The organism is Corynebacterium gottingense (assembly GCF_002285125.1).
GTDB lineage: Bacteria > Actinomycetota > Actinomycetes > Mycobacteriales > Mycobacteriaceae > Corynebacterium > Corynebacterium gottingense.
In genome coordinates this window covers 71,573-84,859 of record NZ_NSGN01000001.1, presented here as the reverse complement: position 1 = coordinate 84,859, position 13,287 = coordinate 71,573, and the positions used below count along the sequence as shown (strand labels likewise).

The 13,287-nt window shown below is 66.3% G+C and carries 13 protein-coding genes; 11 read left to right on the top strand and 2 right to left on the bottom strand.

All coding sequences use genetic code 11. The features are described from left to right. Positions 1-5: 5 nt before the first annotated feature. Entirely contained in the window at positions 6-1,097 is a 1,092-nt protein-coding gene (locus tag CKJ82_RS00400; RefSeq protein WP_233126964.1) for a hypothetical protein, read from the bottom strand. Between the two features lie 85 nt (positions 1,098-1,182). Here CKJ82_RS00400 and CKJ82_RS00395 point away from each other — a divergent pair, with 85 nt between their 5' ends. The 9 genes from CKJ82_RS00395 (at position 1,183) to CKJ82_RS00355 (ending at position 10,314) form a co-directional block, all read left to right on the top strand. After that, positions 1,183-2,040 (top strand): undecaprenyl-diphosphate phosphatase, encoded by an 858-nt coding sequence (locus tag CKJ82_RS00395; RefSeq protein WP_095536156.1) that lies wholly within the window; start codon positions 1,183-1,185, stop codon positions 2,038-2,040. Between the two features lie 67 nt (positions 2,041-2,107). Then, positions 2,108-3,328, top strand: a complete 1,221-nt coding sequence (gene mshC, locus CKJ82_RS00390; protein ID WP_095536593.1) for a cysteine--1-D-myo-inosityl 2-amino-2-deoxy-alpha-D-glucopyranoside ligase — start codon at positions 2,108-2,110, stop codon at positions 3,326-3,328. 9 nt (positions 3,329-3,337) lie between these two features. Further along, positions 3,338-3,742 (top strand): hypothetical protein, encoded by a 405-nt coding sequence (locus CKJ82_RS00385; RefSeq protein ID WP_095536154.1) that lies wholly within the window; start codon positions 3,338-3,340, stop codon positions 3,740-3,742. Then, complete coding sequence (locus tag CKJ82_RS00380; protein ID WP_276289732.1) at positions 3,708-4,421, top strand: HAD family hydrolase; 714 nt, start codon at positions 3,708-3,710, stop codon at positions 4,419-4,421. Before CKJ82_RS00385 ends, CKJ82_RS00380 begins: the two co-directional genes overlap by 35 nt. A gap of 11 nt (positions 4,422-4,432) precedes the next feature. Continuing rightward, entirely contained in the window at positions 4,433-4,696 is a 264-nt protein-coding gene (locus CKJ82_RS00375) for a phosphoribosyl-ATP diphosphatase (protein WP_095536592.1), read from the top strand. A 33-nt stretch (positions 4,697-4,729) separates the two neighbouring features. Next, entirely contained in the window at positions 4,730-5,578 is an 849-nt protein-coding gene (hisG, locus tag CKJ82_RS00370; RefSeq protein WP_095536152.1) for an ATP phosphoribosyltransferase, read from the top strand. Between the two features lie 61 nt (positions 5,579-5,639). Then, positions 5,640-7,064 carry an aspartate ammonia-lyase gene (gene aspA, locus CKJ82_RS00365; RefSeq protein WP_095536228.1) on the top strand — a complete coding sequence of 475 codons (1,425 nt, stop codon included), beginning with the start codon at positions 5,640-5,642 and terminating at the stop codon, positions 7,062-7,064. A 187-nt stretch (positions 7,065-7,251) separates the two neighbouring features. Then, complete coding sequence (locus CKJ82_RS00360) at positions 7,252-8,559, top strand: anaerobic C4-dicarboxylate transporter (RefSeq protein WP_095536831.1); 1,308 nt, start codon at positions 7,252-7,254, stop codon at positions 8,557-8,559. Between the two features lie 54 nt (positions 8,560-8,613). Further along, positions 8,614-10,314 (top strand): formate--tetrahydrofolate ligase, encoded by a 1,701-nt coding sequence (locus tag CKJ82_RS00355; RefSeq protein ID WP_095536591.1) that lies wholly within the window; start codon positions 8,614-8,616, stop codon positions 10,312-10,314. Here the strand turns inward: CKJ82_RS00355 and CKJ82_RS00350 are convergent. Continuing rightward, a complete protein-coding gene (locus CKJ82_RS00350) occupies positions 10,311-11,159 on the bottom strand; it encodes a RecB family exonuclease (protein WP_420838537.1) in 849 nt (282 codons plus the stop codon). The genes CKJ82_RS00355 and CKJ82_RS00350 overlap by 4 nt on opposite strands. A 26-nt stretch (positions 11,160-11,185) precedes the next feature. On the opposite strand from CKJ82_RS00350, the gene CKJ82_RS00345 reads away from it, so the two are divergent. Together CKJ82_RS00345 and CKJ82_RS00340 are read left to right on the top strand one after the other, a co-directional pair. Continuing rightward, complete coding sequence (locus CKJ82_RS00345) at positions 11,186-12,409, top strand: M18 family aminopeptidase (RefSeq protein ID WP_095536589.1); 1,224 nt, start codon at positions 11,186-11,188, stop codon at positions 12,407-12,409. Between the two features lie 15 nt (positions 12,410-12,424). Continuing rightward, a complete protein-coding gene (locus CKJ82_RS00340; RefSeq protein ID WP_095536588.1) occupies positions 12,425-13,258 on the top strand; it encodes a tRNA (adenine-N1)-methyltransferase in 834 nt (277 codons plus the stop codon). The last annotated feature ends 29 nt before the right edge of the window (positions 13,259-13,287 follow it).

The window sequence follows — 13,287 nt, the reverse complement described above, 5'->3', positions numbered from 1 at the left end:
CATGATTAACCCTCGTTGTGCTGGGAGGAAGGAGACTGTTGGGTCGGGGCGTCGGCCGCTGCGGTCGCCGCCGGCAGTTCGTCGAGGTGGAGCTCGTCCGGCTCAACGACCTGGAGGCCGCCGCCGGAGGCGGAGGCGATGAGCAGCGTGGCGTCGTCAAGCGTGGCAATGCTCTGCGCATCGCCCACCGTGGCCAGCTCACCCCGCTGAAGCGGAACGCCGCGCGAGATGTCGTAGCCGGTGGCGGTGTTCGTCGCCGTCGAGGTGACCCACGCGACCTGGTTGCTGTTGTCCCAGGCGGCGTCCCACGGGCTCTCCGGGACCGGGGCCATCTGGTGCAGACGGATGATGTCGTCGGTGGTGTAGACGAGGAGCTGGTCGCCCGTGGCGTCGGCGGCAAGCAGCAGACCATTCGCCCCGGCGGCGATCTTGCCCACACCGAGACCTGCGCGCAGTGTGCCGCCCTGGCGCCCGTTGCCCCAATCGATGTCCTGGACGGTGGTGTCGAAGCGGTTGGTACGCACGACGCTGTCCGCCTGGCCGTCGACGGGTACGGCCTGGAGCTGGTCGGTCTCGCGCGCCACCGAGAAGGTGTCCGCGAGCTCACCGTCGCGGTAGAGCCAGACATCGCGCTCGCTGTTGCTGCCGGCGAGCACGTCACCACTGGAAGTCACCGTCGCGGACGTTACGCGCTCATCCACATCGAGCGTGTCCGCCTGCCCGGGGTCATCGGCGCGCACCAGCATGATCGAGGTGCCGCAGCCCAGCGCGAACGTGCCCGCGTTTGCAGAGACATCGCCGCACTCGCCGGAAAGCGGATGCGCGGCGGCGCTGCCGTCCCGCAGCTGGTCGAGGGTGCCCACCGTGAGTGCATTGGCGGTGCGGACGGCGATCACGCCGTCGGTGGTGTCGAGGTCTTCGATGGCGTCGAAGGGGAAGACCGTCCCGGCGGGGTCCGCGGCCTGCGGCGACGGATCGGGCGTCGCGTTGCCCATGCTTTCTTCCAGCTGGTCACCCGTCACATCCGAACCGCAGGCGACGAGCGCCAAGGACGTCGCGGCCGCGAGCGCAACGGCAAATCTCTTTCCGTATTTCACAACCCCTAACCCTAGCAACCTGCCAGCTTCGCTCCGGCCGTGTGTGTTCGGTCCCTGCAGCCACTCGCGGGTAGTGTGTTCTGCCATGACTGATCCGACACAGTTGGCCGAATCCATGTCCTGGGTTCAGGTCATCGTCCTCTCTATCGTGCAGGGGCTCACCGAGTTCCTCCCGGTCTCTTCGTCCGGGCACCTCCGCATCGTCTCGCAGCTCTTCTGGGGCGAAGACGCCGGCGCGAGCTTCACCGCCGTCATTCAGCTGGGGACCGAGCTCGCGGTCCTGGTCTACTTTGCCAAGGACATCTGGCGCTACCTCTCCGGCTGGTTCGTCGGCCTTGCAAACAAGGACAAGCGCGGTTTTGACTACCGCATGGGCTGGATGGTCATCGCCGGCACCATCCCCGTCGCTGTGTTGGGCGTCCTGCTCAAGGACCTCATCCGAGACAACTTCCGCAACCTCTGGATTACCGCGACGGTGCTCATCATTTTCTCGCTCGTCTTCATTCTTGCGGAGCGCCGCGGCACCAAGACCCGCGGCTTCGAGGACCTGACCATGAAGGACGCCGTGCTCATGGGCTTCTGGCAGTGCCTCGCGCTGATTCCGGGCGTCTCCCGCTCTGGCGGCACCATCTCCGGCGGCCTGTTCCTCAACCTCGAACGCGAGGTGGCCACCCGCTTTAGCTTCCTGCTCGCCATTCCCGCAGTGCTCGCGTCGGGCCTCTTTTCGCTTCCCGACGCCTTCAACCCCGAAAGCGGACAAGCCGCCAGCGGCAGCCAACTCCTCATTGGTTCCGCCATCGCGTTCGTCCTTGGCTACGTCTCCATCGCCTGGCTGCTGAAGTTCGTGTCCAACCACTCCTTCGCCTGGTTCGCCGCGTACCGCATCCCGCTCGGCCTCGTGGTCATGCTGCTGCTGGGAACCGGCGTGATGGCGGCAGGCTAAGAGCCATGGGGCCAGCGCACAGCGTCGATTAGCGGCGCCCCCGGCAGCAGTGGGTAGGGTAGTGGCCATGCAATCCTGGCCTACTCCTCATGTCGCTGCTGTTGCTGGCATCCCTCGCCCCCTGCAGCTGTACGACACCGCGGATCAACACGTTCACGCCGTCGACGTCACGCCGAACGCCAACGGGGAGGTGGGCATGTACGTCTGCGGCATTACCCCGTACGATTCCACGCACCTCGGGCACGCCGCGACCTATCTGACCTTTGACCTGGTGCACCGACAGCTGCTGGCCAACGGCCACAAAGTGCACTACGTCCAGAACGTCACCGACGTGGACGACCCCCTCTTCGAGCGCGCGGATCGTGACGGCGTGGACTGGCGCGAGCTCGGCCGCAGCCAGATTGCCCTGTTCCGCAGTGACATGGAGGAGCTCTCCGTGATACCGCCGCGCGACTTCATCGGCGCGATGGAAGCTGTCGACGAAGTTGCCGCCATGGTGCAAACGCTGCTGGACAACGGTTCCGCCTACCGCCTCGACCAGGGCGACGTGTACGCGTCGATTCACGCCACCAAGCAATTTGGCTACGAGTCCAACTACGACCGCGCCACGATGGAGAAGTTCTTCGCAGAGCGCGGCGGCGACCCCGATCGCGAAGGCAAGCAGGATACGCTCGACGCACTGGTGTGGCGCGGCCCCCGTAAGGGCGAGCCCGCGTGGCAGACCAAGATCGGCCCGGGGCGCCCCGGATGGCACGTCGAGTGCTCCGCAATTGCGACCAACCGGCTGGGTCACACGTTTGCCATCCAGGGCGGCGGTTCGGACCTCGCCTTCCCGCACCACGAGTTCTCCGCCGCGCACGCGGAGGCGGCCTACGCGGAACCGCGCATGGCGGGCCACTACGTGCACTCGGGCATGATCGCCCTCAACGGCGTGAAGATGTCCAAGTCGCTGGGCAACCTCGTGTTCGTGCACAAGCTGACCGCGCAGGGACACAGCGCCGCCGCGATCCGACTCGCCGTGTTTGCCGGGCACTACCGCGAGGACCGTGACTTTTCCTACCGCGGCCTCGAGGCCGCAGAGCAGCGCCTGGCCCGCTGGCAGGAGCGACTCGCGCAACCCGTCACGGAGGCGGAAGCACTGGCCAACGTCAACGAGCTGCGCACCGCGCTGGCGGACGACCTGGACACCCCGCGCGCCCTGCGGGTGTTGGACATGGCCCGCGGCGACCACGACAACATCCTGGTGAACGCGATCGACGGCCTGCTCGGGGTGCGCGTTTTCGCGTAGTCGATCACAATGGGAAGCATGACGCAACCAGAGACCTCGATTCGCGCCCGACTGCAGCCGGACGTTGACCAGTTCATCGATGACCTCCGCACCTTTGCCACCGGCTCCTACCTGCAAGAAAGCGACAAGGAGCTGTGGGAGCAGCCGTTCGACCCGGAGGCGCTGCCGGAGCTCAAGCAGATCATCGAGATGTTCCTTGACGCATTCGACCTCATTGAGTCATCGCCGGACGGAGAGCGGTTGAAGGCCCTCGTGCAGCCGTTCTACGACAACCTGGAGCAGTTCAACGCCAAGCATGAGTACGCGGTGCTCGAACCGGAGGAGAAGTCGGAGCTTGCGGACGTGGTCCGTCGCGCCGCAATCGCGTCCGGTGCGGACGATGAGGCCCTCGGGGAGCTGCCCGACTTTGAGTAGCGCGATCGCCGCTCCAGCAGCCATCTTCTGGGACATGGACGGTACTCTCATCAACACCGAACCCCTCTGGGCGGAGGCCACGTTCGAACTCTCGGAGAAGCTCGGACGCAGGCTGTCCCCTGAAGAGCGCAAGAAGACTGAGGGCGCGAGCTTCGCGGAATCCCTGGGCATCTGCGCGCGGTGGGCGGGCTACGAGCTTGCCAACGGCGAGCAGGACGAGCTCCGCGCCTGGATGTACCAGCGCATGGCCGAGAAGTTGGCCGGCGGTATCGAACTCAACCCGGGCATCCGCCCCCTGCTCGAACAGCTGCGCGCTGCCGGGGTGCCCATGTTTGTCACAACGAACACGGAGCGCACTCTGGCGGACCGCTGTATCGCGGCCATCGGCGCGGCACTGTTCACGGACTCCATCACGGGCGACGAGGTCACCCACCCCAAGCCGGCGCCCGACATGTACGAAGAGGCAGCGCGCCGGGTTGGTGCTCCCACCGCGGAGTGTCTCGTCGTGGAGGATTCCTGGACTGGCATGTCCGCCGCCGCGGAGTCCGGGTGCCGCGTCCTCGGGCTCGGCGACCCGGTCCCGAGCGGGGTCTACCAATTCGACCCGGCTCGCTTTGTCGGCGCCACCGCGGAGGATCTCTTTTCCTGGTTTGCCACGGCGGCGCGCGAGGTCCGCTAAGGTTTGAAGGCGTGAAATCCTTCGATGACCTTTTCGCAGAACTGACCCAAAGGACCGCAGACCGCCCGGCTGGGTCCGGCACGGTTGACGCCTTGGACAAGGGCGCGCATTTCATTGGGAAGAAGATCATCGAGGAAGCTGGCGAGGTCTGGATCGCCGCCGAATACCAGTCGGACGAGGAGCTGGCCGAGGAGATGAGCCAGCTGCTCTATTGGACGCAGGTGATGATGCTCAAGCGCGGCCTCACCCCGGACGACCTGTACAAGTACCTCTAGATCCCCAGCGGAGAACCACCCATGGAGAAATCGTTGATCAAGCTCGCCGTTCCAAATAAGGGTTCGCTCTCGGAGCACGCGCTGCAGGTGCTCAAGGAGGCCGGGTACAAGGGCCGCGGCGCGAACAAGGCGCTCAATATTGTTGACGAGCCCAACGGCGTCGAGTTCTTCTTCCTCCGCCCGAAGGACATCGCCATCTACGTTGCCCAGGGCCACCTCGACCTGGGAATTACCGGCCGCGACCTCGCCGCAGACTCCCGCGCGCAGGTCGAGGAAGTCCTGGACCTCGGGTTCGGCTCCTCCACCTTCCGCTTTGCCGCGAAGCAGGGCGAGCAGTGGGCGGTCGAGGACCTCGCAGGCAAGCGCATCGCCACCTCCTACCCACACCTCGTGGAGGACTACCTCGCCCAGCGCGGGATTACCCCCAGCCAGGTCATCCGCCTCGACGGGGCAGTGGAGATCTCAATCAAGCTCGGCGTCGCCGACGTGATCGCGGACGTCGTCTCCACGGGCGCCACCCTTCGCCAGCAGGGGCTCGCTCCGTTCGGCGAGCCGATTATTTCCAGCGCGGCGGTCGTCGTGAAGCGCCAGGGCATGCAGCTTGACGACGCCCATGTGAAGGTCCTCAACCGCATCGAGGGCATCCTCAACGCGCACAACTACCTGATGATCGACTACAACGTCTGCCGCGATAACCTCGACGCGGTACTGGCGCTGACCCCGGGCATCACGGGGCCGACGGTCTCGCCGCTGTCGCGCGAGAACTGGGTTGCGGTCCGCGCGATGGTCCCGCGCGCGACGGCTAACCAGGTGATGGATCAGCTGGCTGAGCTGGGCACAGAGGGCACGATCGCCACTGAGCTGCGCATCGCGCGCCTCTAGTTTTCACCCCCGAAGCGGGCAAATGATGAGCGGTAAAAGTCCGTTCCGTACGATGGTCCGCATGACGACTCGCAAAGAAGAAGACCTGCTCGGCACGATGGACGTCCCGGCGGACGTCTACTACGGCATCCACACCCTGCGCGCCATGGAGAATTTCCAAATCTCCGGCGAAACGATCAATGATGTGCCCGATTTTATTCGCGGCATGGTGCAGGTGAAAAAGGCTGCGGCGCTGGCCAACCGCCGCCTGCACGCGCTGCCCAAGGCGAAAGCGGAGGCGATCGTGTGGGCCTGCGACCAGATCCTGGAAGAGGGGCGCTGCATGGACCAGTTCCCGATCGACGCGTTCCAAGGCGGCGCCGGCACCTCGGTGAACATGAACACCAACGAGGTCGTGGCGAACCTTGCGCTGGAGCACATTGGCAAGGACAAAGGCGAGTACAGCGAGATCAACCCGAACGACGACGTGAACATGTCGCAGTCGACGAACGACGCGTACCCGACCGGCTTCCGCCTCGGCTTGTACTACGCCGTCCAGGGCCTCATCGAGGAATTCGACCTCTTGCAGAAGGCGTTCCGCGCCAAGGGCGATGAGTTTGCGGACATCATCAAGATGGGACGTACGCAGCTCCAGGACGCCGTCCCGATGACGCTGGGCGAGGAGTTCACCGCCTTCGGCGAGAACCTGGGCGAGGAGAACCGCACGCTGGTCAACGCGGCGAACGTGCTCCTGGAGATCAACCTGGGTGCGACCGCCATCGGCACCGGCATCAACACGCCGAAGGGCTACCGCGACCAGGTTGTTGCGGCGCTGCGCGAGGTCACCGAGCTGGAGATCCAGGCGTCCCCGAACCTGATCGAGGCGACCTCGGATACCGGCGGCTACGTCATGATGCACGGCGCGATCAAGCGCGCTGCGATGAAGATGTCCAAGATCAGCAACGACCTGCGCCTGCTGTCCTCCGGGCCGCGCGCCGGCCTCAATGAGATCAACCTGCCGGAGCGCCAGGCCGGCTCGTCGATCATGCCGGCGAAGGTGAACCCGGTCATCCCCGAGGTAGTCAACCAGGCCTGCTTCAAAGTGTTTGGCAACGACCTCACCGTGTCCATGGCGGCGGAGGCCGGCCAGCTGCAGCTCAATGTGATGGAGCCGGTGATCGCGCAGTCACTGTTCAGCTCGATTTCGCTGCTCTCCAACGCGGCGCGCACGCTGCGCGAGAAGTGCGTCACCGGGATCACCGCCAACAAGGAGGTGTGCGAGGCCTACGTTGCCAACTCGATCGGCATCATCACCTACCTCAACCCGGTGATTGGCCACCACAACGGCGACCTGATTGGCAAAGAGGCCGCGGCGACCGGCCGCGGCGTCCGCGAGCTCGTCCTGGAGAAGGGGCTGCTCAGCGAGGAGGAGCTCGACGCGGTGCTAAGCAAGGAAAACCTCATGCACCCGGAGTACCGCGGGAAGCTCTACGTCGACGAAGACTAGGCCGACATCAAGCACGCCACATTGATCGGGGGTGCGCGGGTGCCGGTGGCGTGGCGTCGATAGGCGCAGGCACCCGCGTTGCAGGGGAGGAGCACGCACCGCGAGTTGGAATGGTCGTACCATCCGGGCGATAATGGTACGCGATTTATATTCGTTGAACTCGTGAGGGGAATGGTCTGTGTCGCTGCTGCTCGTCGTGCACATCATCATCCTGTTCGGCGCCATTGTGCTGGGCGCGCGGATGGGGTCCATCGCTATCGGTTTCGCCGGCGGGCTCGGGGTGCTGCTCCTCGGCGCGACCGGCATCCCGGTGAGCGCGGAAGCGATCCCGTTCGACGTCATCGGCATCATCATGTGCGTGATCGCGGCGATCTCCGCCATGCAGCTCGCCGGCGGAATGGACTATCTGGTGTACCTGGCGGAGAGGTTCCTGCGCAGCAACCCGAAGCGGGTGACCGTGTACGCGCCGGTGGTCACCTGGCTGATGACGGTGCTGGCGGGCACCGGCCACACCGCCTTCTCTACGCTCCCCGTGATCGTTGAGGTGGCGAAGGAGGGCAAGGTGCGTCCGTCGCGGCCGCTTTCTGTCGCGGTCATTGCCTCGCAGATGGCTATTGTGGCCTCGCCGATCTCCGCGGCCGTCGTGTTCATGGCCTCTCTCCTGGAGGATCACGGGGTGGGCTATCTGCAACTACTCGCGGTGATGCTCCCGGCGACGCTGCTGGCCATCTTCCCCACGGCGTGGCTGGCCAACCGCCTGGGCAAGGATCTCGAGGACGACCCCGTGTACCAGCAGCGTGTGGCTGACGGGCTCGTCGCGCAGCCGCAGGCGTCCGCGGAGTTCGCACCGAAGGCGGGCGCGAAAACCTCGGTGGGCATCTTCGTCGCCGCGATCCTCATCGTGATGGCCTACGCCACGTTGATCTCGGACCAGATCGGGCTCATTCCGAACCCGACGGTGCCGCGCAACGAGGCCATCATGGCGATCATGCTGTCGGCCGCCGCCATCATCCTCTGGGTGACCAAGCACGCAGCGGCCGAGGTGCTCACCACCCAGGTGTTCCGCTCCGGGATGTCCGCCTGCGTGTGCGTCCTGGGCGTGGCGTGGCTCGGCACGACGTTTATCAACTACTACATCGACGACATCCAGGCGGTCGCCGGCACCGTGCTGCAGGCGCAGCCGTGGCTGCTCGCCGTGGTCCTCTTCTTCGCCGCGTGCCTGCTGTACTCGCAGGCGGCAACGGCGAAGGCGCTCATGCCGGCAGCGCTCGCCATCGGAGTGAGCCCGCTCACCGCCGTCGCCGCGTTCCCGGCGGTCTCGGCGCTGTTCGTGCTACCGACCTACCCGACGCTGCTCGCGGCGGTGGAGATGGATGACACCGGCAGTACCCGCATCGGCAAATACGTTTTTGACCACCCGTTTATCGCCCCCGGCGTCGTCTGCATCTCCACGGCGATCCTGCTGGGGTACGGCATCGGCGCCCTCGTGCTCTAACGACACATCGCACGGGGGGGGGGTGGCGTCCCTGGCACCGGGTACTGTGGTGGTATGTCAGACACCACAGTAACGCAATCTGCGTCCCAAAACCACACCCCGAAATCCGACGTTGAGATCGCGCAGGCGCACCAACTCGCGCCCATCTCGGATATTGCGGCGAAGGCCGGCGTTTCGGCCGACGCGCTCATCCCGTACGGCACGCACATGGCCAAGGTCGACGTGACCAAGCACCCGGGTCAGCCGAAGGCGAAGCTTGTCCTGGTCACCGGCGTGTCCCCAACCCCCGCCGGGGAGGGCAAGTCCACGGTGCTCATCGGGCTTACCGACGCCCTCTCGCTCCTCGGCCACAACGCCATGGTCGCGCTGCGTGAGCCCTCCCTCGGCCCCGTCATGGGGATCAAGGGCGGCGCGGCCGGTGGCGGCTACGCGCAGGTCGTGCCGATGGAGGACATCAACCTCCACTTCACCGGTGACTTCCACGCCATCACCTCAGCCAACAACACGCTCGCGGCGCTGATTGATAACCACATCCACCAGGGCAACGAGCTGGGCATCGACCCACGTCGCGTCACTTGGCAGCGCTGCCTGGACGTGAACGACCGCTCCCTGCGCAACGTGGTCACCGGCCTCGGCGGGCCGACCAGCGGTGTTCCGGCACAGACGGGGTTCACCATCACCGCCGCCTCGGAGATCATGGCCATCCTCGGCCTGGCCACGGACCTGCAGGACCTCAAGCGGCGCCTGGCCAACATCACCATCGGCCTCACCTACGACCAGAAGCCGGTCACCGCGGGCGACCTCGGTGCGGAGGGGGCGATGGCGGCACTGCTCAAGCAGGCGATTCACCCGAACCTGGTACAGACCCTCGGCGGCACGCCCGCGTTTATCCACGGCGGCCCCTTTGCCAACATCGCGCACGGCTGCAACACGCTGCTGGCCACCCGCACCGCGATGCAGTACGCGGACATCGTGCTCACGGAGGCCGGCTTCGGCTCCGACCTGGGCGCGGAGAAGTTCTTTGACATCAAGGCACGCTACGGCGACCTGGACGTCGCCGGTGCAGTCGTCGTCGCCACCGTGCGCTCGATCAAGTACAACGCCGGCATCGCGCGCGAGGAGCTCAAGCAGGAAAACGTCGATGCGCTGGAGCAGGGGATTGCCAACCTGGAGCGCCACGTGGACAACATCCGCAAGTTCGGCGTAACCCCGGTGGTCGCCCTCAACCGCTTCGACACGGACACGCCGGCGGAGCTTAAGTGGGTCCGCGACTGGGCGGAGCGCACCGGCGTGGCCATCGCAGAGGCGGACGTGTGGGCCAAGGGTGGCGAGGGGGCCAGGGAGCTGGCGACCACGCTGCTGGACAACCTGACCGAGGGCACGTCCACGCAGCTCTACGACCCGGCCAACGGTATAGAGGCCTCTATCGAGACCATCGCGCGCGAGATCTACCGTGCAGACGACGTCCAGTACTCGGCGGCCGCCCTGCGCGACCTCAAGATGCTCAAGGACAACGGCTTTGACACGCTGCCGGTGTGCGTGTCCAAGACGCAGTACTCGTTCTCGGACGACCCGCAGCAGCTCGGCGCCCCGGAGGGACACACGCTGCACGTGCGCAACCTCATCCCGCGCACCGGTGCCGGGTTCGTCGTCGCGCTGACCGGCGACGTCATGACCATGCCCGGCCTGCCCAAGAAGCCGGCGGCGAACAACATCGACGTCGACAGCGAGGGTCGCGTCTCCGGGCTGTTCTAGTCCTGCGACGCCTCCTCCGCCGCGGGGCCGTCTACCGCGCGGCCGTCCGCCGCGGAGCCCGGCCAGCCCGGGTACTCCGGCGGCGTTCCGCCGAACTCGGGGCACAGGTCCTGGAATGCGCACCAGCCGCACAGCTTGGACTTCTTCGGCCGGAAGTGACCGTCCTTCCCGTCTGCCTCGATCTTCGCCCACAGGTCCGCGAGGTCGCGCTCGAAGTACTCCAGCTCCTCGCGCGACGGGGTGAGGATCATCGAGTCCATAACCTTGAGGTACATCAGCCGCAGCTGGGTGGGGATGGTCTGGAACAGCCGCCAGTACACGAGCGCGTAAAACCGCATCTGGAACTGCGCGTCCTGCGAGTAGCGGGGCAGTGGCTTCTTCCCGGTCTTATAGTCCACCACGCGAACCTCGCCCGTGGGCGCGATGTCCACACGGTCGATGAATCCGCGCACGGGCACCCCGTTGGGCAGGACGGTGTTCACGTACATTTCCTGCTCGTGCGCGTCGAAACCGAGCGGGTTTTCCATGTGGAAGTACCCGCGAAGCAGCTCGCGTGCGGCTTGGAAGAGCGCCAGTTCGTTGTCAATCGGCTCCGCGCAGCTCGGGTCCTTCTCGCGCATTTCCTCCCACGCCGGTTTGATGCGCTTGACGGCGGCCGGGAACGTGCGTGCCTCGCGCGGCCAGCCGAACATTTCCTCGAGCACCGCGTGCACCAATGTGCCTTTGACCTGCGCTTCCGTGGTCGGCTCCGGAATCTTGTCAATGGTGCGCAGCCGGTATTGCAGCGGGCAGCGCTGGTAGTCGGAGGCGCGGGACGGGGAAAGTGCGAGCGGTCGTGGAGTCATCGTGTCCCACATCTTAGAGTGGAGGTATGCACGCTCGCTTCATCGACTTCCTCCACACCAGCCCCAGCGCCTTCCACGCCGCGCACAACGTCGCGCAGGCACTCACCGCGCAGGGCTTTTCGCTTATCGACGCCACGTCGCCCGCCCCCGCCGACCCGGCCGCACCCGGCGGCCACGTCCTGGTCGACGGCGGCGCCGTCATCGCGTGGTGGGTCCCCGAGCACCCGCGCCCGCGCTTCCGCATCGTCGGCTCCCACACGGACTCGCCGGGCCTGATGGCCAAACCGCAGCCGGACTTCCAGCGCGAGGGCCTGCGCCAGGTGGCGGTGGAGGTGTACGGCGGACCAATCCTGCAGACGTGGCTGGACCGAGACCTGCGATTTGCCGGACGGGTGGTCACCGATGATGGCGCGCAGCATCTCGTGGATACCGGCGCCGTCGCCCGCGTGCCCAACCTGGCAATCCACCTCTACCGCGCCGACGCGCCCACCGTGGAGCGCCAGGCGCACACGCCGCCCGTCCTCGGCGGGGATCGACCGCTCATGGAGCTCGTCGGTGAATCTGCCGGCGTGGACCCGCAGCGCATCGTGTCCCACGAGCTCATCACCGCCGACGCGCAGCGCGGCGAGCTGCTCGGGGACATGCTCGCCGCCGGGCGCCTGGACAACCTTTCCAGCGTGTGGGCATCGCTCGAGGCGCTGCTGGCCGCGAAGAACGCCGCCCAGGACATCCTGGTGCTCGCCGCATTCAACCACGAGGAGGTCGGCTCCGCGTCGACCACCGGTGCCGGCGGCCCGCTCCTCGAGCGCGTGCTGACCCGCATCGCCCGCGAGGTCGGCGAGCCCTTCGACGTGTTTGCTGAATCGTTCCAGGTCTCCGCGGATGCCGCGCACGCCGTCCACCCGAACTACCCGGAGAAGCACGACCCAACGCACCGGCCGCGCCTCAACGGGGGGCCGGTGCTCAAGATCAACGCGAACCAGCGCTACGCCTCGGACGCGGTCACCGAGGCGGAGTGGCTCCGCGCCTGCCGCGCGGCCGAGGTGCCCTCGCAAACCTTCGTGGGCAACAACAGCGTGCCCTGCGGATCCACGATCGGGCCGATCTCATCGACGCGCATGGGCATCCGCACCGTCGACGTGGGCGTGCCGCTGCTGTCGATGCACTCGGCGCGCGAGCTGTGCGGCGCGCGCGACATGGAGTACTTCGTCCGCGCGCTCACCGCGTTTTACGGTGCGCGAGCCGAGTAGGGCATACTTAGGCGCATGTATTCAGGCCCGTTCCAAGCAGGAGACAAAGTCCAGCTCACCGACGCGAAACGCCGTCACTTTACGATCCAATTGGTCGAGGGCGGCCAGTTCCACACGCACAAGGGCATCGTCATGCACGATGACATCATCGGCGCGGACGAAGGCTCGGTGGTCAAATCCACGCTGGGCAGTGACTACCTGTGCTTCCGCCACCTCCTGGTCGACCACGTGCTGTCCATGCCGCGCGGCGCCGCGGTGATCTACCCCAAGGACGCCGCGCAGATCCTGGTGGAGGGCGACATCTTCATGGGCGCGCGCGTGCTGGAGGCGGGCGCGGGCTCCGGCGCGCTGACCATGTCGCTGTTGCGCGCGGTCGGGCCCGAGGGCCGGGTGTTCTCCTACGAAATCCGAGACGACCACCTCGCCTTTGCCAAGGACAACGTGGCCGATTACTTCAACGGCACCCCGGAGTGGTGGACCCCGCGCTTAGGCGACTTCGGCGAGATCACCTCCGAGGACCTCGACGGCCCGGTCGACCGCGTCATCCTGGACATGGTCGAGCCCTGGCACTTCATCGACACGGTGAAAAACGTACTCATCCCCGGCGGCGTGTTCATGACGTACGTGGCCACCGTGCCGCAGCTGATGAACATCATGGAAGCGATCCGCGAGGCGAAGTGCTTCACCGAGCCGCGCGCCTGGGAAACGCTGCTGCGTGAGTGGAAGGTGGAGGGCCTGGCCACCCGTCCGGAGCACCGCATGAACGCGCACACGGCATTTCTCGTGTGGACCCGCAGGCTTGCCGACGGCGTCACGCCGCCTCGCCCGCAACGCCGGGCACGCAAGTAGCTGTTACCGGCACCCACTAGTGTGGTGGG